This window comes from Acuticoccus sediminis (genome assembly GCF_003258595.1).
Classification (GTDB): domain Bacteria; phylum Pseudomonadota; class Alphaproteobacteria; order Rhizobiales; family Amorphaceae; genus Acuticoccus; species Acuticoccus sediminis.
The window spans coordinates 28,205-48,643 of the sequence record NZ_QHHQ01000007.1 but is presented as its reverse complement, the minus strand read 5'-3'; the positions used below and the strand labels follow the sequence as shown (position 1 = coordinate 48,643).

Here is a 20,439-nt window from a genome sequence, read left to right as displayed (position 1 = left end):
GAGCGCCAGTCGGCGCGCCCGTTGTCGCGCGCCGTCAGACGTCCGGCCCGGGTGCGGCCACCCGGACCCGGACGGGGTCGTGTGGGACGAAGATCAATCCTCGTCGTCGTCGTCGTGGCGCTCGCCCTTCTTCCAGGCCTGCAGGCCGGAGAAGACCGCGTCGGGGTCGTACTGGCCGCCGCGCGGGTCGTCGTCCATGTGATCGGACGTATCGAGGCTCTGCTCCACGGGCATCAGGGCGTCCGGCTGCTCGCCGAGGCCCGGCGCCAGCGCCGGCTGATGCGTGATGCCGGACTCGCGGGCGGCATTGTCCACTTCCCGGTCGAGGTCGACCTGGCTGCACAGACCCAGCGTCACCGGGTCGAGCGGCGTCAGGTTCGCCGAGTTCCAGTGCGTGCGGTCGCGGATCGCGGCGATGGTCGCCTTCGTCGTGCCGACCAGACGGATCACGGCCTGATCCTTCAGCTCGGGGTGATGGCGCACCAGCCACAGGATGGCGTTCGGCCGGTCCTGCCGTTTCGACACCGGGGTGTAGCGCGGGCCCTTGCGCTTCAGCTCCGGAACGATCGTCTTCGGCTTGGAGAGCTTCAGGCGATAGGTCGGGTTGTTCTCCGCCCGCTCGATCTCGGCGCGGGTGAGCTGACCGTTCTGGATCGGGTCGGCCCCCTTGATCCCCTGCGCCGCGTCACCGTCGGCGATGGCCCCGACCTCGAGCGGATGAAGCCGGCAGAACGCCGCGATCTGGTCGAACGTCAAAGACGTGTTGTCCACCAGCCAGACCGCCGTAGCCTTCGGCATCAAGGGAGTGTCGGGATCGGCTTGCATAAAGTCTCCTTGCGCTCTCGCGCTGGCTGGAGCGCGAGAACCCGAACGTGGGCCGGGTTTTTGAGGAATGACGCAGATATAAGTCGCATCGGCCTCTGACGCAATCGGCGAGCGCCACCGGACCGTGCGGAGATCACCTTCGCAACATGGTTAACAAACCACGTCTTTTCGCAGAAACCCTGCCGAACCGTCCGTCCGGACTGGTCCGGACAGAGTGAATCGCGGGAAGGGTCATTCCCCGCCCGAGTGGAAAACATTCGAGCGGGGAAACCCACGCGCCCCCGGCGGACCGACGTGCGCCGCCGACGGAGGCCCGTCCGCGAGGCCTGCTAGGGCACCAGCACGATCTTGCCGATGTGACTGGACCCCTCCATCCGCCGGTGCGCCTCGGCGGCCTCGCCGAGGGGGAAGGTCCGGTCCATCACCACCCTGGTGCGGCCGTCGGCGAAGAGCGGGAAGACCTCGTCCTCCAGCTTGCGCGCGATCTCGGCCTTGAACGGCACCTCGCGCGCCCGCAGCGTCGAGCCGGTATGGACGAGGCGCTTCATCATCAGGAGCGAGAAGTTCGCCTCGGAGGGACCGTTCAGGGTCGCGATCTGGACGATGCGCCCCTCGACGGCGGCCACCTTCCAGTTCTTCACGACATAGTCGCCGCCGACCATGTCGAGGGTCAGGTGCACGCCGCCGGGGGCGAAGTCCTTGATGGCGGCGACGAAGTCCTCCTTCTGGTAGTTGATCGCCCGGTCGGCGCCGAGCTCGAGGCAGGCGGCGCACTTCTCGTCCGACCCGGCCGTGGTGATCACCGTCGCGCCGAACGCCTTGGCGAGCTGGATCGCCGTGGTGCCGATCCCCGACGTGCCGCCGTGGACGAGGAAGGTCTCGCCCGCCCTGAGGCCGCCGCGGTCGAACACGTTGCTCCAGACAGTGAAGTACGTCTCGGGAATGCCCGCGGCCTCCTCCATCGAGAGGCCGTCCGGGATCGGGAGCGCCGTCGTCTCCGGGACCGCGACATACTCCGCGTAGCCGCCGGCCACCACCAGCGCCATCACCTTGTCGCCGACGGCAAAGCGCGTCGCGGCCCCGCCGGTGTGGACGACCTCGCCGGCAACCTCGAGGCCGAGGATCGGGCCGGCCCCGGGGGGCGGCGGGTAGTTCCCGGCGCGCTGCAGACAGTCCGGCCGGTTCACGCCGGCCGCCTCCACCTTGATGAGGATCTCCCCGCTCTCGACCTTCGGCACCGCGAATTCGCCGACCTCCAGGACATCGGGACCGCCGGGGGACGGTGCGGTCACTGCGCGCATGGTGGTGGGGATCGACATGGAAAGGCCTCCGGTATCGTGGATCGCGGCGCGGGCCGCCTTACATCAACGTAGCGCTGCCTGCCCCGGCTTGCGACAGGGTCTTGCCCCCTGCGCAGACGGGGTTGCAGACTGCACTACGACGCTGAACGAGGGGGATTGCGCCATGGATCTGGACGACGAACCGCGTCCACCGCGCAGGGCCCATGCCCTGGGTGACAGCCTGGACCGCATGTCGGTGCGTGATCTTGAGGAGCTGAAGGCGGCCTGTCGGGCCGAGATCGACCGGATCGACCGGGAGATCGTGTCCAAGGACCGCTCGCGGGAAGCGGCGGCGAGCGTCTTCAAGTTCTAGGGGTCCTGATGCGGCGTGGCGGGCCACCCGGCACGCCGCATCCCATGGGCAAGGCCGATCTGCACACGAATTGGGCAGTCCGGACGATCCCGCCCGGCGCCTCCAGGTGGCTGATCAGGCCGCTGATTCCGGTTCCGCCTCCTGCTCCAGTGCATGCTTCTGCAGCAGCGGGAGCTGGCTGACGGTGAAGAGGATCGTCAGCGGCATGGTGCCGAACACCTTGAAGGTGACCCAGGTGTCGGTCGAGAAATTGCGCCACACGATCTCGTTCAACGCCGCCAGGACGAGGAAGAAAAGCCCCCAGCGCAGCGTGAGCTTCCACCATCCCTCGTTGTCGATCTGGAACACGCTGTCGAACACGATGGCGAGCAGCGGCCGCTTGAAGAGGTAGAGCCCGACGAGGAGCGTCGTCGCGAACACGAGGTTCACGATCGTCGGCTTCATTTTGATGAACGTGTCGTTCTGCAGGTAGAGCGTCAGACCGCCGAACACGATCACGATGACGCCCGATACCAGTGGCATGACAGGGATGCGACGGTAGGCGACCATCGACACCGACAGCGCCACGACCGTCGCGAGCATGAAGGCAGCGGTGGCAGCCATGATCGGGACGGTCTCGGGCTTCAGGCCCTGGAAGGGGGCAAAAGCGTCGAGCCCCCAGTCATTTGCCTTCGCGTTAACGGCAAAGAAGGTGACGAGTGGTCCAAGCTCCAGAATCAGCTTGAGAACGCTACCCTTCTGGTGCGTGGCCATAATACCTCCATCTTAGGGCTTCCTTGACGACCGAACGCAATTGCCAGATGCGGTGTGCCGCGGGCAGTGCAACACGTAACGCGGTAAAATTCTGGCTATGGATCAATCTGCCATCCCTCGGCCCGGCTCCGGGCGCGCGTCGCGCCAACCTAACGCGGGCAACGGCGCGGCACCACAGGCCGAGCCGAACGATGGTGCAACGCAGGGGCTGGTCGTTACCGGACTGGCCAAGACCTACGGGCGCCGGACCGTCGTCCGCGACGTCTCGCTGCACCTGTCGCAGGGCGAAACGGTGGGCCTCCTCGGCCCCAACGGCGCCGGCAAGACGACGGTGTTCTACATGATCACCGGCCTCATCAAGCCCGACAAGGGCGCCATCACGCTCAACGGCTTCCCCATCACGCACCTGCCGATGTACCGCCGCGCACGGCTCGGTATCGGCTACCTGCCGCAGGAAGCTTCCATCTTCCGCGGGCTGACCGTGGCGCAGAACGTGCTGGCGATCCTGGAGCTGACGGAGCCCAACAAACGGCGCCGGCGCGAGACCCTGGACGAGCTCCTCGAGGAATTTGGTCTCACGAGACTGGCCGGCTCCCCCGCGACGGCCCTCTCCGGCGGCGAGCGTCGCCGCGTCGAAATCGCGCGGGCGCTCGCATCGAAACCGGACTTCATGCTCCTCGACGAGCCGTTCGCCGGTGTCGATCCGATCGCCGTCGCAGATATTCAGACGCTGGTTCGCCACCTCACGCAGCGAGGCATAGGTGTCCTTATAACGGACCATAACGTTCGGGAAACGTTGGGACTTATCGACCGGGCGACAATTATCGCCAACGGCGAGGTCCTGACGGAAGGCACGCCTCAGGAAATCGTCGAAAACCGCGATGTGCGGAGGTTATACCTTGGTGAGCAATTCCGGCTTTGACTCAGCCCGCCGGATGTTTAATCAATCTGGAAGCAAGGATCGCGCCAAACGGATTTCACAATCGTGACACCATCTCTCCGGCTCGTTCAGTCGCAAAGACAGACATTGGCCATGACCCCGCAGCTGATGCAGGCCATCAAGCTGCTGCAAATGTCCAATCTCGAGCTGGAGGCCGCGGTTCGTGAAGAAGTCGACCAAAACCCCTTCCTGACCTTGTCTCCGCGCGGCGACGGCCGCGTCGCTCCCAAGCGCGACGTGTCGCACTCGGCGAGCCCGCTCGACCCGTTTGCCGCGGTGCCGGTGCGCGAGACCCTGGCGGACCACTGCCGCCGCGAGGTCGCCGGCCTCAAGCTCGACACCAAAGAGCGCGCCATCGCCGACTTCCTGATCGGCTCCCTCGATCCGGACGGACGCCTCCCCGGCGACGCGCTCGACGACACCATCGTCGGCCTCGGCGTCTCGCCGGCGGACGTCGCCGCCACCCTCGCCAAGGTCCAAACGATCGAGCCGGCGGGCCTCTTCGCCCGCGATCTCGGCGAGTGCCTCGCCCTGCAGCTGCGCGCCAGCGACGACTACGACACCCTCGCCCAGAAGGTCATCGAGAACCTCGCCCTCGTTGCCAAGCGCGACGTGCGGCGCCTCGCCGACGTCTGCAACGCCTCCGAGGCGGCGGTCATCGACGTGCTGGGCCGGCTGCGCGGCCTCGACCCGCGGCCGGGCCTCGCATTCGACACCACGCCCCTCGTCGCCATCGAGCCGGACGTCATCGTGCGCCGGCGGGCCGAGGGCGGGTTCATCGTCTCGCTCGACACGCAGCGCCTGCCGCGCGTCCTCGTCGACGCCGACTACCACGCCGAGGTCACCGCGATGGGCAACGCCGCCGCGGTGTCCTTCGCCAACCAGTGCATGCGCTCGGCGCACTGGCTGACGCGCAGCCTCGACCAGCGGGCGCGCACGATCGTCAAGGTCGCCTCGGCCATCGTGTCGCGCCAGCGGGCCTTCTTCGAGGGCGAGGCGCAGCACGTCTCGCCGCTCACCCTGCGCGAGGTGGCGCAGGACATAGGCATGCATGAATCGACGGTCAGCCGTGTCGTTTCGAACAAGGCCCTCGCCTCCCCCCGCGGCGTCTTCCCCTTCCGCGCCTTCTTCGCGGTGGCGATCGACGCCGGCGACGGCGCCGTCTCGGCCGAGGCGGTGCGCGCGCAAATTCGCCGCATTGTGGACACGGAAACCGCAACCCACGTGCGCTCCGACGACGAGATCGTGCAAACGCTTAAAAACAGCGGTATCGTGATCGCACGGCGAACGGTGGCGAAATACCGCGAAGCGATGAACATCCCCTCCTCAGTGGAGCGGCGGAGAATGGCGCGTCACGACGCGTTCAGCTCGGCCGGGATCCGCCGGTGACGGGCATGTTCACACAAATTGTCCGGACAGGACGCCGGTCATTGACACCACTGTCGGGCGCGCCTAGAAGGCCGCGCCACGGCTCGGCGCCAACGACGCTCTCGTGTCCGTGACAGTCTTGGTTTCTGATGTCGCGGAGACGACGGGCCATCGTCCGGCTAAGGTCTCCGCCCAAGGTTCGTCGAAGACGACACAGAAACGATTCGAGATTGTCATGGCCCTCACTATCGCTGGCAAAAACATGGACGTCGGCAACGCTCTTCGGCAGCGGATCGAAGATCGCATCGCCGCGTCCGTCGGAAAGTACTTTGACGGGAACCATAGTGGCCAGGTGACCGTTTCGAAGTCCGGCGCCGGGTTCGAGGCGGATTGCACGCTTCACCTCGACACGGGCGTCGTGCTCAAGACCTCCGCCACGGCCGGAGACGCGACACAAGCGTTCGAGCAGGCCGCCGAGAGGATCGACAAGCGTCTGCGCCGCTACAAGCGCCGCCTGAAGGCTCACAAGTCCGGGCCGTCCTCGGCGGACGTCGAAGCCGCAGTCGCGAACTACACCGTTCTCGCCGCGCCCGACGAGGATGAGGAGCTTGCGGAAAACTACGCGCCCCTCGTCGTTGCCGAGACGCCAACGAAAATTCGTACCATGACCGTCTCGATGGCGGTCCTGCAGCTTGATCTCATCGATGCCCCAGCGCTCATGTTCCGAAATGCCGCAAATGGGTCTCACAACGTCGTCTACCGACGTTCGGACGGCAATGTCGGCTGGATCGACCCGTCGCTCGCCGCGAGCACCGGCTCGGCCGACACGACTCAAACCACTGCGGATTAATCCTGTGGTACTAACCGACCTGCTCGCTCCTGAGGCCGTCGTCCAGGGTCTGGACGTCGGCTCCAAGAAGCAGGCCCTCCAAGAAATCGCGAGCCTCGCTGCACGGCAGACGGGGCTCCCGGAGCGGGAAGTCTTCGACACCCTGCTGCAGCGCGAACGCCTCGGGTCGACCGGTGTCGGCCACGGCATCGCGATTCCGCACGGGAAGCTCGTCGGCCTGCCGAAGCTGTCTGCCTTCTTCTTCACCCTGGCCCGGCCCATCGAGTTCGAGGCCCTCGACGACCAGCCGGTCGATCTCATCTTCGCGCTTCTGGCGCCCGAGGATGCCGGCGCCGACCACCTGAAGGCGCTGAACAAGATCGCCCGCACCATCAAGCAGCCCGGCATGACCGACGCGCTGCGCAACGCCGAGAACGCGGCCGAGCTCTACGATCTCCTGACGCGCGCCCCCGTCGCCGCGAGCTGAGACCGCCCGCGCCCCCGGCGCGAGGTCGGACGGCGCGCCGCCCTGTTCGCGGGCGCCGATTCGACCGCTTGCGACGGATTCCCCGCGCATCGATACCGGCCGGCGCGGACCGCCGCCGCGGCCTCGCACGTTCGCGCAATTCAGGGTAGCATCGGCGCCCCGCCCGCTTCGGGACGGAAATCGCGCAGGCGGGGCCGTCACGGGTCGCGCCGCCCTTCGGGCGGGAGCGGTCGTTTTTGCCCTATCGCGCAGTCCTATAGCCCGAAGGGCGTCGTGACGCTTGCCAACGGGCGCTCGCGTTGGCATCTGGGATTGTTCAAGAACAAAGGAGACGGGAGCCATGGCGCCGCGCACGCTGTACGACAAAATCTGGGACGATCACCTCGTCGAGCTCCAGGACGACGGCACGGCGCTTCTCTACATCGACCGTCACCTCGTCCACGAAGTCACGAGCCCGCAGGCCTTCGAGGGGCTGCGCATCGCCGGCCGCAAGGTCCATGCGCCGACGCGCACGCTCGCCGTCGTCGACCACAACGTGCCCACGACCGACCGCTCGGCCGGGATCGACGATCCCGAGTCCCGCACCCAGGTCGAGACGCTGGCGCAGAACGCCGCCGACTTCGGCATCGAGTACTATGACGAGCTCGACCGCCGGCAGGGCATCGTGCACATCGTCGGTCCCGAGCAGGGCTTCACCCTCCCCGGCATGACGATCGTCTGCGGCGACAGCCACACCTCGACGCACGGTGCGTTCGGCGCGCTCGCGCACGGCATCGGCACTTCCGAGGTCGAGCACGTCCTCGCCACGCAGACGCTGGTGACGCGCAAGGCCAAGAACTTCCGCGTCAACGTGAACGGCGTCATCCCGCCGCACGTGACCGCGAAGGACATCGTGCTTTCGATCATCGGCACCATCGGCACCGCCGGCGGCACCGGCTACGTCATCGAATACGCCGGCGACGCGATCCGCTCGCTGTCGATGGAAGGCCGCATGACGGTCTGCAACATGTCCATCGAGGGCGGCGCACGTGCCGGCATGGTGGCGCCGGACGAGACGACGTTCGAGTACATCGCGGGCCGTCCGAAGGCGCCGCAGGGGACCGCGTTCGAGCACGCCCTCGCCTACTGGAGGTCGCTGCCGTCCGACGCCGACGCGCACTTCGACCGCGAGATCAGCCTCGACGCCGCGGCCCTGCCGCCGATCGTCACCTGGGGCACCTCGCCCGAGGCCGTCACCAGCATCGACAGCGCGGTGCCGAACCCGGCCGACGTCACCGACCCGCAGAAGCGCCGGGCGATGGAGCGTGCGCTCCAGTACATGGGCCTGACCCCGGGCACGCCGATGACGGACATCGCCATCGACAAGGTCTTCATCGGCTCCTGCACCAACGGGCGGATCGAGGACCTGCGCGCCGTGGCCGACGTCATCCGCGGCCACAAGGTGGCCGAGAGCGTCTCGGCGATGATCGTGCCGGGCTCGGGCCTGGTGAAGGCGCAGGCCGAGGCCGAGGGCCTCGACAAGCTCTTCATCGACGCCGGGTTCGAGTGGCGCGAGCCGGGCTGCTCCATGTGCCTCGGCATGAACGCCGACCGTCTGTCGCCGGGCGAGCGCTGCGCCTCCACCTCGAACCGCAACTTCGAGGGCCGCCAGGGTTTCCGGGGCCGCACGCACCTCGTGTCGCCCGCGATGGCCGCCGCTGCTGCCGTCGCAGGCCACTTCGTGGACGTGCGCAAGCTCTGACATCGCCGTTCTCCGCCGGCGCCGCGACGCGGACGCCGGCGGACCCACCGCATGGCGCCGCGTGCCGTTCCCGATGGCACGCGCGCCACGGGCGTCGGCGGATAAACCGCCGACGCGAGAATCGAGCCGCAGTCCTCGCGATCCGTCGCCCGAAGGCGCCCGGCTCACTTCGCACTCCCCCAGACCGCCGGAATTCGACGTCCAGCCTCTCGGATCGAGATCGGCAAAGGCGGCGAATGCCGAAGGCGCACCCGGCGCACAACGAAGCCGCGCCTGCGTCGGCCGACGAGTGACGACCCGCCGTCTCCCACGCGGTGTCACCCGCTCTTCATAAATTGAATCGACAGGCACGGGTGGCGTGATCGCATCGATGCACAATATCGCGTGACAACGCGCCACGGCACCGGCTTTGAACGGGGGCTCCCAAGGGAACTGGCGGAACTATCACGCCGGATGAGGTATGGTCCGTGGATGCATCCAGGCAATATCCGACATCAGAGCCGCTCACGACTGTGCACACAGTGCGCAAAAGTCGACCGATACGATTGAGGGGTCGGCGGCCATGAGCTAGCCTTGGCTGACGGTGGGCGGGCCACGGTACGGGTGGCGCGCTCCATGCGGGGGTGGCCATGGCGCATTCGCTCGTGTTCCGTCGTGCCGACAAGATGCTGGGCGAGGCCCTGGCGGAAGCAGGACGGCCACGCGGAAGCGGCGGGGGCCTCACCCGCCGCCGCATGCTCCAGTCCATGGCCGCCGCGTCGGTGGTCGCCGGCAACGCGCCGGTGGCCCTCGCCGGTGCCGGAGGGGCGACGGTCGCCATCATCGGCGGCGGACTCGCCGGGCTCAGCGCCGCGTGGCACCTCCTCAACGCGGGCCACGAGCCGGTCGTCTACGAGGCGTCCGGCCGGGTCGGCGGGCGCGTCCGCTCCATGGTCGGCCTCGTCGCCGACGGGATCATCACCGAGTTCGGCGGCCAGTACATCAGCTCCGACCATGCCGACATGATCGCCCTCGCGCGCGCGCTCGGTATCGGCCTCGTCAACGTGGACGCGAACGCGGCCGCCGTCGCCGCGCCGAAGACCGCGTACCACGTCGCAGGCGGGCGGATCGACGAAGCCGACCTCGCCCACGCCCTCACCCCACTCGCCCGGCAATTCGCCGAGGACGCGGCCCGGCTCGACGCCGACTGGGCCACCGTCGCGCCCGAGCTCGATGCGATGTCGGTCGCCGAGTATTTCTTCTGGAACAAGGACAAGCTGACGCGCGAGTCGCTCGGCCTGATGGCCGCGCTGGTCCGTGCGGAGTACGGCGTCGAGACCGGAGAGGCGTCGGTGTTGGGGCTGATCTCTGCGCTCCCGTCCGTCGCCGGCGACAGCGTCGACCTGACGTCCGGCCGCGACGGGATGTTCATGGTGGAGGGCGGTAGCGAGAGGATCGTGACCGCCCTCGCCGGGCGGCTCGACGGTCGGATCGAGCGCGGCAAGCGCGCCTCGCTGATCGAGCCGGACGGCAAGGGCCATCGCATCACCTTCACCGACGGCAGCAGCGTCGGCGCCGACGCCACGGTGCTCGCGGTCCCGTTCCCGGCGATCGGCGGCATGCGCGTCCGCGTCCCCGTCCCGCCGCTGATGCCGAACTTCGCCGCCGAGGTCCGCCTCGGCCGCAACGAGAAGGTCTTCGCCGGGTTCGACAGCCGCCCCTGGCAGCGCGAGGACGGCTTCGCCCTCGACCTGTGGAGCGACATCGCCGCCTCGGTCATCTGGGACGACGGCGTGCGCCAGCCGGAGAAGACCAACAGCGGCGTCACCTTCCTCGTCGGTGGCGCGCAGACCGAGGACATCCACCGCTACGGCCCCGAGGCCTTCGTGGCGGACGCCCTCACCGCTCTCGGCCGTGACTTTCCCGGCCTGCCGGAGGCCTACACAGGCCTCGCCGGCAACACCGGGTGGGTGCGCACCCCCTGGCTCGGCGGGAGCTACACCAATCTCGGCCCAGGGCAGAAGACACGTTTTGCGTCCTGCTTCTGGACCGAGACCGCGGACGCGGCCGTCGCGAACCCCGTAGCGCGGGACCGCCTGGCCTTCGCCGGCGAGCAGTATTCCGCAGCCTACTACGGCTACATGAACGGCGGCGCCCAGACCGGGCGCCTCGCCGCGCAGGCCCTCGTCGCGGCCCTCGCGGCGTAGCGCCAGGCCGGCCCTTTCGAGCCTCGCCCCGCGGCTAGGCTCCGGCGGCGGCTTACCAGTAGGGGTAGCCGCAGCGATTGACGACGCGAACGCGCTTGCCGTAGCGCGTCCGCTCGACGACGCGGACCCGGCAGCCGTTGCGGCTCACGTAGCGTGTCGTGCTGCCGTAGGCGCGGTGCCGCGGGTAGTAGGCCGGCGCGTAGCGGTGCGGCGGGCGCTTGTAGTAGCCGTGGTGGCCACCCTTGCCGCGATGGTGGCTCTTGCCGTGATGGCCGCCGTGCTTGTTGCCGTGCTTGTTGTAGTGCACGGCCGTCACGCCGCCCTCGATGGTCGCTGTGCGGGCCTGGGAGGGGCCGGGCGCGGCCGACGCGGCGGCGATCGGCAGGACGGCCAGCACGGCGGCGGTCAATGCGGTTCGAATGATCGTCATGGTCAGGTCCTCCATTGCTGATGGGAGGACATTCGCAGGCGGCGGCTGAAGCGGTGCTGAGCCGGCCGTTCACCTCCACGTCAGGTTGGCGGCCGCCCCGACCGGCGCCGGCCCCACCCCCGGAAACCCTCGGAAATGCCTGCGGGCCGCCCGCGACGCGCCGCGCTAGGAGCGGCGGTCGGCGACGAAGCGGCTCGCCTCCCTCAGGACCGACGCGCGGTCGCCGAAGGGAGCCAGCGTGTCGGCCGCGGCGGCGACGATCTCGGCGAGGCGGGCGCGCGCCGCGGCCGGACCGATGAGGCCGACGAGCGTCGCCTTGTCCGCCCCGGCGTCCTTGCCGACGCGCTTGCCGGTCTCCTCGGCGGTGCCCTCGACGTCGAGGAGGTCGTCGGCGAGCTGGAAAGCCTCGCCCAGCAGATCACCGTACCGCACCAGGGCGGCGCGCGCCCCGGCGTCGGCCCGGCCCAGCACCGCGCCCGCCTCGCACGCACCGGCGATCAGCCTGCCCGTCTTCATCGCCTGCATCAGCCGGATCCCCTCCGCGTCGAGGCCGATGGCGTTGAGGTCGCGGTACTGCCCGCCGACCATCCCCGCGTTGCCGGACGCGCGCGCCAGGAGGTGGGCGAGCGGGCCCGCGACGTCGGACGGGACCGGGTCGCCGGTGATCAGCTCGAACGCCAGCGCCTGGAGGCCGTCGCCGACCAGGATCGCCGTCGCCTCGTCGTACGCCTTGTGGACGGTCGGCTGACCGCGCCTTAGGTCATCGTCGTCCATGGCCGGCAGGTCGTCATGGACGAGGCTGTAGGAATGGAGGCACTCGAAGGCGGCGGCAACGGCGGCGGCAGCATCGGCCGGGGCGTCGAACAGCGCGGCGGATTCGATCACGAGGAAGGGTCGGAAGCGCTTGCCACCGGCGAGGGTCGCATAGCGGGTCGCATTCAGAAGACGGTCCGGGACGGCGGGGGATGGCTGCAAGGCCTGATCCATGACCCGGTTCGTCGCCTCGGCAGCCGCGGCCAGCCGTGCGGCGAAATCCATTCGTTCCTCCCTCATCGTCGGACTTGCATGATAGGGAACTGCCGAGGCGCTCGCCAGTTCGTGACGCTGGATATGGACCGACGAGAGGAGACCGCATGGGAGCCATTCTGAAGGCGCTCGGCGCCGCGGTGGCGACCGTGGTGATGATCCCGTTGGTCCTGACGGTGGTCTACGCCTACATGGACCCGCCCTCCCTCGCGATCATGCGTCGTCAGGACGCGGGAGACACCGTCCACCAGGAGTGGATCCCGCTCGACGAGATGTCGCCGGACCTCGTGCGCGGCGTGATCATGGCGGAGGACGCGCGCTTCTGCCTGCACTGGGGGCTCGACCTCCGGCAGATGCGCCTCGTCGTCGAGGAGGCGATGTCCGGCGAGGCGCCGCGCGGGGCGAGCACGATCACCATGCAGGTGGTCAAGAACCTCTTCCTGTGGCCGGAGCGGAGCTATCTGCGCAAGGCGGTCGAGGTGCCGCTGGCGCTCTGGATGGACCTCGTCCTGTCGAAGAAGCGGATCCTCGAGATCTACCTCAACACGGCGCAGTTCAGCGGTTCGGCCTACGGGGTGGAGGCGGCGGCGCAGCAGGCGTTCGACAGGAGCGCCGGCGACCTCACGCGCGAGCAGGCGCTGGCGCTGGCGACCGTCCTGCCCGCTCCGTCAGCCCGGAAGGCCGCGCGTCCGTCGAGAAGACAGCGCGCGGTGATCGCTCATGTCGAAAGAGAGCTTGACCGCGCGCCGTGGGTCTTTACATGTCTCTCCGCGCCCTTTCGCTCGTGAGCGGTTGCGTCCGCGCGCGCGAGCCTGTATTGGCTCCGCTTCCGGCGGTTTACCCGCCTCCCGACATTCTTGAGACGTTCCGCGCGGCGAAGGCGCGGTTTATGGAGTTTCGACCATGGCTGTGCCGAAGCGCAAGACCACCCGCATGAAGCGTGGCTTCCGCCGCTCTGCCGACGCCCTGAAGGCGCCGTCCTATATCGAGGACAAGGACTCGGGCGAGCTGCGTCGGCCGCACCACATCGATCTGAAGACCGGCCGCTACCGGGGCCGCCAGATCCTGGTGCAGAAGAGCGACGACTAAGCGGCCCTCGATCGGGGGAGGACGCCGGCCGGCGTGATCACATCGGCCGGTTCATGGAACCGATCGCGCCTTGCAAGGCTTGATCATTCGGTAACGCTCGACCAAACGAGCGTATGAAATGATCGCAAGGCAGTTCCAATGGGCCTCTTCCCGTTCACTCTCATTCCGCTACTGCTCTACGTTTTTGCGGGATTGTTCCTGTATCAGGAGCCGCTTGTGGCGCCGAACGCAGGGGATCCGAACGTCATCCCGTTCTGGAGCAACACCGTCGTCGACGTTACGCTGGTCTCAGGCCAGGAGTGGACGCTGAGCTACAGCGACCTCCTGGTGGCGTTCGCCATCGTGCTGCTGCTGTTCAGCATCCTGCGCACGGCGAGCAAGAGCCGCATGACCGTGCTCGGCAACATGGTGATGGTGCTCGTCCTTTGCGTGTACATCATCATGTTCCTGTCGGTGGAATTTGCCGGAACGTCGACCTTCTTCCTGCTGACGATGGTCGCGCTCGTCGACACGCTGTCGACCGTGTCCGTCTCGCTGGTCGCCTCGCACAGCAAGGTCGAGGCCGTCCCGGACTGACGACCCACCCGCCCGATCGAACGGCCCCTCTCGGGGCCGAACGGCGCCGCATGGCCGGAGAGCACCCCGGCCGGCGGCGCTTTTCGTATGTGCCGACAGGCAGCGGCCCGCTACGTGGACCCGGCGGAACCCTCCCCGATCGGACTCCCCCCGAGTCGGCCCATCAAGGGGCGGGCGAAGGCGGTCCGGGGGGTAGGAACGGACACGCAGGAGCGGAGGGCGGGCCCCCTCCTTCACGACGGCTCAGTCGGTGGACTTGGCTTCCGCCGGCTTCGGATCGGCCGTCTCCAGCTCCTCCTCGGCGTCCATCTGCTCGGTGTAGGCGTGCTCGGAATAGGCCTGGACGGGATCGGCCTTCCGGGCCGGCTCGGCACCGTCCCCGTCGGCCGGCTTGGCGGCGGCAGGCTTCGTGGCGGTAGGCTTGGGCTCGGCCGAGGTGAGCGCCTCCATCCGCGCCTGGAGCGTGGCGAGCTCGGACCGGAGGGCGGCGACGCTCTCGGCCAGGTTCTCGGCCGGCGGCTGAGGCTGAGTCGGCGGCGCGGCCTGCGGTGCCTCGGTCGCGAAGGGCATGAACATGCGCATCGAGCGCTGGAACATGTCCATGTTGCGCCGCACCTGATCCTCGACGACGGAGAAGGCCTTTTCGCCCACCGCGTCGCTCCACTGCTGCCGCAGCTTCTCCTGCTCGCGCGCGAACGACGCGAGGGAATGCTCCAGATAGGTCGGCACGATGGTCTGCATGCGACCGTCGTAGAAGGTGATCAGTTGGCGCAAAAATGCAATTGGCAGCAAACCGCCCCCCTTGCTCTCGGCGTCGAAAATGATCTGGCCCAGCACGCCCCGGGTGATGTCCTCCCCCGTCTTGGCGTCCTGTACGACGAAATCCTCGCCGGACCGCACCATGTCGGCCAGGTCGTCCAGCGTGACGTACGCGCTTGACCCGGTGTGATACAGGCGCCGGTTGGCGTACTTCTTGATGACCGTCGAAGGCTTTTCGATTGTCATCTTTACCTCGTGGAAGAAGGGGTACATGTGGCGTCAGCCGTGCCCCACGCGACTGTGGGTGGCAAACCCCCGCATATTCGTTGATCCCGAGCAACTTAAGGGTAAACGCGGCGCTGCACCAGAGGGATTGCTGCGATTGCGAACTCGCCCCAATCCGGGGCATTGGTTGACAGCATCCGAATGCGGGTTCTTGAGTTCCCGCACAATTCAATAAGAGCGGCCGCCGCGGACATCGCGCGGCCGAGGAAGAGGAGACTCACATGGCCGAAAGCGTCGTGATCGCCAGCGCAGCCCGGACACCCGTGGGCGCGTTCAACGGGTCGTTCGCCACCGTTCCTGCCGCCACGCTGGGCGCCACCGCCATCGGCGGCGCACTCGAGCGGGCCGGCGTGTCTCCGGACGAGGTGGACGAGGTGATCCTCGGTCAGGTTCTCACCGCCGGTTGTGGCATGAACCCGGCGCGGCAGGCCGCGATGGCCGCCGGCGTCCCGAAAGAGAAGACCGCGTGGCTCCTGAACCAGGTGTGCGGCTCCGGCCTGCGCTCGGTCTGCCTCGGCATGCAGCAGATCCTCACCGGCGACGCCGACATCATCGTCGCCGGCGGCCAGGAGAACATGTCTCTCTCGCCGCATGCCGCGCACCTGCGCGCCGGCCACAAGATGGGCGACGTCTCCTTCATCGACACGATGATCAAGGACGGCCTCTGGGACGTCTTCAACGGTTACCACATGGGCGGCACCGCCGAGAACGTCGCGCGCGAGTGGCAGATCACCCGTGAGCAGCAGGACGCCTTCGCCGTCGCCTCGCAGAACAAGGCCGAGGCCGCACAGAAGGCCGGCAGGTTCAAGGACGAGATCATCCCCGTCACCGTGAAGGGCCGCAAGGGCGACACCGTCGTCGACGCCGACGAGTACATCCGCCACGGCGCCACCCTCGACAGCGTCGCCAAGCTGCGCCCGGCCTTCGAGAAGGACGGCACCGTCACCGCCGGCAACGCGTCGGGCATCAACGACGGCGCCTCGGCGATGGTGCTGATGAGCGAGTCCAACGCGGCCAAGCGCGGCATCACCCCGCTGGTGCGCATCGCCTCCTGGGCGACCGCCGGCGTCGACCCGAAGGTGATGGGCAGCGGCCCGATCCCGGCGTCGAAGAAGGCGCTGGAGAAGGCCGGCTGGTCGGTCGGCGACCTCGACCTCGTGGAGGCCAACGAGGCCTTCGCCGCGCAGGCCTGCGCCGTGAACAAGGACATGGGCTGGTCGGACGAGATCGTGAACGTCAACGGCGGCGCGATCGCCATCGGCCATCCGATCGGCGCCTCGGGCAACCGTGTCCTGACCACGCTGCTGTTCGAAATGAAGCGTCGCGGCGCGTCCAAGGGTCTTGCTACGCTGTGCATCGGCGGCGGCATGGGCGTCGCCCTGTGCGTGGAGAGCCTCAACTAACGAGGGCCGCCCGGCGGCCCCATCACGGAGCCCCGATGAGCTGGACACTCGACGAAACCGTCGCGACGCGCGCAGGCGCCGTCGCGGCGGGTCACAGCGGCGACGGACCGGACCTCGTGCTCGCGCACGGCTGGCCCTGGTCGTCCTTCTCCTGGCACCGGCTGATCCCGCTGCTGGAGCCCCACTTCCGCCTTCACTACTACGACATGCCCGGCTTCGGCCGCTCCGGGATGGACGCGGAGCAGGCCACCTCGCTCGACGTCCAGGGCGAGGTCTTCGCGGACATGCTGGACCACTGGGGCCTCGACCGCCCGCTCGTCCTCGCGCACGACTTCGGCGGTGCCGCCACCCTGCGCGCCCACCTGCTGCACGGTCGCGACTACGCCGGCTACATCCTCATGAACGTCGTCGCGATGCGCCCGTGGGGCTCGGCCTTCTTCGACCATGTCGGCCGCCACGTGGAGGCCTTCACCGGCCTGCCACCGCACATCCACGAGGCGGTGGTGCGCGCCTACATCGCCGGCGCGCTGGTGAACCCGCTGCCGCAGGCCGATCTCGACGCGCTTGCCGGCCCCTGGCTCACCGAGGCGGGGCGCACGAGCTTCTACCGTCAGTTCGCCCAGGCCGACGAGCGATATACCGCAGAGGTTGAGCCGCTCTTCGGCACCATCCGCTGCCCCACGGCAATCTTCTGGGGCGTCGACGATCCGTGGATCCCGCTGGCGCGCGGCGAGGCGCTCCATGATCTTGTTCCGACTGCCGAATTCGTCCGCCTCGACGGCGCCGGACACTTGCCGCAGCTTGAGACGACCGACGCGGTCGCAGCAAACACGCTAAGGTTTTTTAATTCGATCAGTACGTAAGCGATTTTCTTTTTCATTCGCCGAGGCAATTGACGCACCTCATTGTCAACGGTCATGAATCTGGGACAAACAGATCCGCGCAGCGGACGACTCATGGGAGGAATTATGGCACGCGTTGCACTTGTGACGGGTGGAACCCGAGGTATTGGCGCAGCCATTTCGAAAGCTCTGAAGGCCGCTGGTTATACCGTCGTGGCGAATTACGCCGGCAACGACGAGAAGGCCAACGCCTTCAAGGAGGAGACGGGCATCACCGTCGCCAAGTTCGACGTCAGCGACCCGGCCGCGTGCGAGGAGAAGCTCGCCGGCATCGAGTCGAGCGTCGGCCCCATCGATGTTCTGGTCAACAACGCCGGGATCACGCGCGACGGCACCTTCCACCGCATGACCTACGAGCAATGGAAGGCGGTGGTCGACACCAATCTCGGGTCGATGTTCGCCGTGACGCGTCCGCTCATCAACGGCATGCGCGACCGCAATTTCGGCCGCATCATCAACATCTCGTCGATCAACGGCCAGAAGGGCCAGATGGGCCAGGCGAACTATTCCGCCGCAAAGGCGGGCGTCATCGGCTTCACCAAGGCGCTGGCGCAGGAGAACGCGCGCAAGGGCATCACCGTGAACGCCATCGCGCCCGGCTACATCGACACCGACATGGTCGCCGCGGTGCCGGAGAAGGTGCTGGAGGGGATCGTCTCCGGCATTCCGGTGGGCCGCCTAGGCAAGGCCGAGGAGATCGGCGCGCTCTGTGTCTACCTCGCCTCCGACGAGGCCGCGTTCATGACCGGCGCGACGCTGACCATCAACGGCGGCCAGTACATCACCTGACGGCGCCCTGCGACGGGCAGGCGCGCCCCACAGGGCGCGCCGCGGCATCGAATGGCGCCGCCCCGAGGGGCGGCCGCCTCTCCGGCCTCTGACCTTCAGGTCGCGGCGCCGTGCGTGGCCTGGAAGGCGATGTAGCCGCCATAGAGAGCCATCAGCAGGCCGCCCTCCCAGCGCGTCACCCGCTGCCCCGTCGCCACGACGACCACCAGCAGCACCGAGATCGCCACCATCAGCGGGATGTCGAACGCCTGCATGCCGGGCGAGACCGGCACGGGCTGGACCACCGCCGTCAGCCCCGTGATGCCGATGGCGTTGTAGACGTTGGAGCCCAGGACGTTGCCGAGCGCGATCTCGGAGTGCTTGCGCAGCGCCGCGACGACCGAGGTCGCGAGCTCCGGCAGCGAGGTGCCGACGGCGACCATCGTCAGTCCGATGACCTCCTCCGACACGCCGTAGCGCTGCGCAAGCTCGACGGAGCCGGACACCAGGAACTCCGCGCCCGCGATGACGCCGACGAGGCCGAGGAGCACGTAGAAGATCGACAGGCCCAGCGAGGACGACATCTCGCCCGGCACGTCGTCCGACTTGGCCGCCTCCTTCCGGTCGGAGCGGATGATGTAGACGACGTAGGCGATCAGCGCGGCGACGAAGACCAGGCCGGAGACACGGGTGAACATCCCCGTCATCGCGACGCCCATGAAGGCGACGGCGGTGAGGATGACGATCGACCCGTCGCGCAGCACGGCGGCACGGCTCGTCACGAACGGCCGCATCAGCGCCGCGGCCCCGAGGATCAGCAGGATATTGGCAATGTTGGAGCCGACGATGTTGCCGACCGCGATGCCGGGCGAGCCGCCGAGAGCGGCCCGCACGCAGGTCACAAGCTCGGGCGCGGAGGTGCCGAACCCGACGATGACCACGCCCACCACGAGCGGGGACATGCCGAAGCGTATGGCGACGTTGCTGGCACCGCGTACCAGCAACTCGCCGCCTACGAAAAGGCCGACGAGCCCACCGACGATCGAGAGGGCGAGAGTCATGAAGGCTACCTTGGGTGGGACCGATCGGACCGCTGAGGTGTGGGAACGCGGAGCCGCGTTTTCAATGCTCAGCCGCTCGATGGACGTGGCGTCGGGCGCCAGTCCGGGGGAGCCATCTCAAAGCCTTCAAAGGCGAATCCGGGCGCGACCGTGCAACCGACGAGGGTGAAGGCCCCCAGCGACTCCGCGGTCTGCCACTGTCCCGCGGGGACGACGACCTGGGGCCGCTCGCCTGCCGCGATGTCGGGTCCGAGCCGGTAGGATGTGGCATCATGTCCGTTCGGCGAGATCGTCAGCGCGAGGGGCGCGCCGGCGTAGTGGTGCCAGACCTCGGCGGCGTCGTTGACGCGATGCCAGGCCGAGCAGTCGCCGGCCTCGAGCAGGTAGTAGATCGCCGTCGAATGACCGCGGCCGCCGTCCGGCGCATCGCGGTAGGTCTCGGTGTAGTAGCCGCCTTCCGGATGCGGCTTGAGGTCCAGCGCCGCGATGATGGCCTTCGCGTTCATGCCGGGCGCGCTCAAGAGAACCCGTCCCGGCCCTTGCGGAGCCGTGCGAACACCTCGGCAGGCTCGGCACCCTCCATCCCCAGCGCCGCGGCGACGGTCGGGTCGTCGGCCCGCAGGAACGGGTTGGTGGCCTTCTCCGCAGCCATGGTGGTCGGCACGGTCGGCTCCTTGCGCTCGCGCGCCTCGCGGACGACCTCGAGCCGCTCGGCGATGGCGACGTCGTCCGGCAGCGTCTCGTGCGCGTAGCGGGCGTTGGTGAGCGTGTACTCGTGGCCGCAGTAGATGTCGGTATCGTCGGGCAGCGCCGCGCGCAGGGTCTGCAGCGAGCGCCACATGGTCGCAGCGTCGCCCTCGAAGAGCCGGCCGCAGCCCATCGCGAACAGCGTGTCCGCGGTGAAGGCGATCCGCTCCTCCGGCAGGTAGTAGCAGAGCGGGCCGGACGTGTGGCCGGGGGTGGAGATCGCCCGGATCCTGACGGGGCCGAGCTTGAACTCCTCGCCGTCGGCGACGGTCCGGTCGAGGCCCTTGATGCGGTCGGCCTCGCCCTCAGGCCCGATCACGGTCGCCGAGCCCTTCACCGCGCCGATCGCCTGCACATGGTCGGAGTGGTGGTGGGTGACGAGGACGCTCGTCAGCGTCCACCCGGTCTCCTCCAGCGCCGCCTTGATGGGGCCGGCCTCCGGCGCGTCGACGAGAATCGTCTCGCCATCCTTATGGACAAGCACCGCGTAATTGTCCGACAGGCACGGAATGAGCCGTACGTCCGCCATGATCGCTCCTGCACGTTTTGGCGGAACCTTGGCGCAGCAGGCTCACCACGTCCACCATCGTCCCCTATTTGGGTCCTTATCG

22 protein-coding genes are annotated in these 20,439 nt (G+C 68.2%); 13 read left to right on the top strand and 9 right to left on the bottom strand.

Annotation, left to right across the window (positions count from 1 at the left end; genetic code table 11):
- Positions 1–93: 93 nt before the first annotated feature.
- Both DLJ53_RS26045 and DLJ53_RS26040 read right to left on the bottom strand, forming a co-directional pair.
- Positions 94–798, bottom strand: coding sequence for a DUF1013 domain-containing protein (locus tag DLJ53_RS26045; protein ID WP_111350910.1), 705 nt, complete (start codon positions 796–798; stop codon positions 94–96).
- Positions 799–1,154: 356 nt separating this feature from the next.
- Positions 1,155–2,144, bottom strand: coding sequence for an NAD(P)H-quinone oxidoreductase (locus tag DLJ53_RS26040; protein WP_202913362.1), 990 nt, complete (start codon positions 2,142–2,144; stop codon positions 1,155–1,157).
- A gap of 145 nt (positions 2,145–2,289) precedes the next feature.
- Between DLJ53_RS26040 and DLJ53_RS26035 the strand changes: the two genes are divergently transcribed.
- Positions 2,290–2,478, top strand: coding sequence for a DUF1192 domain-containing protein (locus DLJ53_RS26035; RefSeq protein ID WP_111350908.1), 189 nt, complete (start codon positions 2,290–2,292; stop codon positions 2,476–2,478).
- A 114-nt stretch (positions 2,479–2,592) separates the two neighbouring features.
- Here the strand turns inward: DLJ53_RS26035 and DLJ53_RS26030 are convergent, their stop codons facing one another.
- Positions 2,593–3,231, bottom strand: coding sequence for a septation protein A (locus DLJ53_RS26030; protein ID WP_111350906.1), 639 nt, complete (start codon positions 3,229–3,231; stop codon positions 2,593–2,595).
- A gap of 97 nt (positions 3,232–3,328) precedes the next feature.
- Here DLJ53_RS26030 and lptB point away from each other — a divergent pair, with 97 nt between their 5' ends.
- The 6 genes from lptB to DLJ53_RS26000 all read left to right on the top strand — a co-directional run bounded on the left by lptB (position 3,329) and on the right by DLJ53_RS26000 (position 10,782).
- Complete coding sequence (gene lptB / locus DLJ53_RS26025; protein WP_111350904.1) at positions 3,329–4,153, top strand: LPS export ABC transporter ATP-binding protein; 825 nt, start codon at positions 3,329–3,331, stop codon at positions 4,151–4,153.
- A gap of 63 nt (positions 4,154–4,216) precedes the next feature.
- Positions 4,217–5,560, top strand: coding sequence for an RNA polymerase factor sigma-54 (rpoN, locus tag DLJ53_RS26020; RefSeq protein ID WP_226578490.1), 1,344 nt, complete (start codon positions 4,217–4,219; stop codon positions 5,558–5,560).
- A 214-nt stretch (positions 5,561–5,774) separates the two neighbouring features.
- On the top strand, positions 5,775–6,389 hold the full coding sequence (gene hpf / locus DLJ53_RS26015; RefSeq protein ID WP_111350900.1) for a ribosome hibernation-promoting factor, HPF/YfiA family: 615 nt from the start codon (positions 5,775–5,777) through the stop codon (positions 6,387–6,389).
- Positions 6,390–6,393: 4 nt separating this feature from the next.
- Positions 6,394–6,855 (top strand): PTS IIA-like nitrogen regulatory protein PtsN, encoded by a 462-nt coding sequence (gene ptsN, locus DLJ53_RS26010; RefSeq protein ID WP_111350898.1) that lies wholly within the window; start codon positions 6,394–6,396, stop codon positions 6,853–6,855.
- A gap of 340 nt (positions 6,856–7,195) precedes the next feature.
- A complete protein-coding gene (gene leuC / locus DLJ53_RS26005) occupies positions 7,196–8,596 on the top strand; it encodes a 3-isopropylmalate dehydratase large subunit (RefSeq protein WP_111350896.1) in 1,401 nt (466 codons plus the stop codon).
- A gap of 629 nt (positions 8,597–9,225) precedes the next feature.
- On the top strand, positions 9,226–10,782 hold the full coding sequence (locus tag DLJ53_RS26000) for a flavin monoamine oxidase family protein (RefSeq protein WP_111350894.1): 1,557 nt from the start codon (positions 9,226–9,228) through the stop codon (positions 10,780–10,782).
- Between the two features lie 52 nt (positions 10,783–10,834).
- Here DLJ53_RS26000 and DLJ53_RS25995 read toward each other — a convergent pair whose 3' ends face one another.
- The gene (locus tag DLJ53_RS25995) at positions 10,835–11,212 is read right to left on the bottom strand and encodes a hypothetical protein (RefSeq protein WP_146620092.1); all 378 of its coding nucleotides are present in this window, start codon (positions 11,210–11,212) and stop codon (positions 10,835–10,837) included.
- A 165-nt stretch (positions 11,213–11,377) separates the two neighbouring features.
- Entirely contained in the window at positions 11,378–12,250 is an 873-nt protein-coding gene (locus DLJ53_RS25990) for a polyprenyl synthetase family protein (RefSeq protein ID WP_111350890.1), read from the bottom strand.
- A gap of 95 nt (positions 12,251–12,345) precedes the next feature.
- On the opposite strand from DLJ53_RS25990, the gene DLJ53_RS25985 reads away from it, so the two are divergent.
- From DLJ53_RS25985 to DLJ53_RS25975, 3 genes are all read left to right on the top strand, one after another.
- A complete protein-coding gene (locus DLJ53_RS25985) occupies positions 12,346–13,026 on the top strand; it encodes a biosynthetic peptidoglycan transglycosylase (RefSeq protein WP_111350888.1) in 681 nt (226 codons plus the stop codon).
- A 115-nt stretch (positions 13,027–13,141) separates the two neighbouring features.
- The gene (gene rpmF / locus DLJ53_RS25980; protein WP_111350886.1) at positions 13,142–13,327 is read left to right on the top strand and encodes a 50S ribosomal protein L32; all 186 of its coding nucleotides are present in this window, start codon (positions 13,142–13,144) and stop codon (positions 13,325–13,327) included.
- Positions 13,328–13,543: 216 nt separating this feature from the next.
- Entirely contained in the window at positions 13,544–13,903 is a 360-nt protein-coding gene (locus DLJ53_RS25975) for a hypothetical protein (protein ID WP_146620091.1), read from the top strand.
- Positions 13,904–14,146: 243 nt separating this feature from the next.
- Here DLJ53_RS25975 and phaR read toward each other — a convergent pair whose 3' ends face one another.
- Positions 14,147–14,935 (bottom strand): polyhydroxyalkanoate synthesis repressor PhaR, encoded by a 789-nt coding sequence (gene phaR / locus DLJ53_RS25970; protein WP_342353612.1) that lies wholly within the window; start codon positions 14,933–14,935, stop codon positions 14,147–14,149.
- Positions 14,936–15,168: 233 nt separating this feature from the next.
- Here phaR and DLJ53_RS25965 point away from each other — a divergent pair, with 233 nt between their 5' ends.
- The 3 genes from DLJ53_RS25965 (at position 15,169) to phbB (ending at position 18,041) form a co-directional block, all read left to right on the top strand.
- Entirely contained in the window at positions 15,169–16,350 is a 1,182-nt protein-coding gene (locus tag DLJ53_RS25965) for an acetyl-CoA C-acetyltransferase (RefSeq protein ID WP_111350882.1), read from the top strand.
- A 35-nt stretch (positions 16,351–16,385) separates the two neighbouring features.
- A complete protein-coding gene (locus DLJ53_RS25960) occupies positions 16,386–17,213 on the top strand; it encodes an alpha/beta fold hydrolase (protein WP_111350880.1) in 828 nt (275 codons plus the stop codon).
- A gap of 105 nt (positions 17,214–17,318) precedes the next feature.
- Entirely contained in the window at positions 17,319–18,041 is a 723-nt protein-coding gene (gene phbB / locus DLJ53_RS25955; protein WP_111350878.1) for an acetoacetyl-CoA reductase, read from the top strand.
- 95 nt (positions 18,042–18,136) lie between these two features.
- On the opposite strand, the gene DLJ53_RS25950 is transcribed toward phbB, so the two are convergent.
- The 3 genes from DLJ53_RS25950 to gloB form a co-directional block, all read right to left on the bottom strand.
- Positions 18,137–19,081 (bottom strand): calcium/sodium antiporter, encoded by a 945-nt coding sequence (locus DLJ53_RS25950; RefSeq protein ID WP_111350876.1) that lies wholly within the window; start codon positions 19,079–19,081, stop codon positions 18,137–18,139.
- A gap of 68 nt (positions 19,082–19,149) precedes the next feature.
- Positions 19,150–19,587 carry a cupin domain-containing protein gene (locus tag DLJ53_RS25945; RefSeq protein WP_111350874.1) on the bottom strand — a complete coding sequence of 146 codons (438 nt, stop codon included), beginning with the start codon at positions 19,585–19,587 and terminating at the stop codon, positions 19,150–19,152.
- 11 nt (positions 19,588–19,598) lie between these two features.
- Entirely contained in the window at positions 19,599–20,357 is a 759-nt protein-coding gene (gene gloB / locus DLJ53_RS25940; RefSeq protein WP_202913361.1) for a hydroxyacylglutathione hydrolase, read from the bottom strand.
- Between the last annotated feature and the right edge of the window lie 82 nt (positions 20,358–20,439).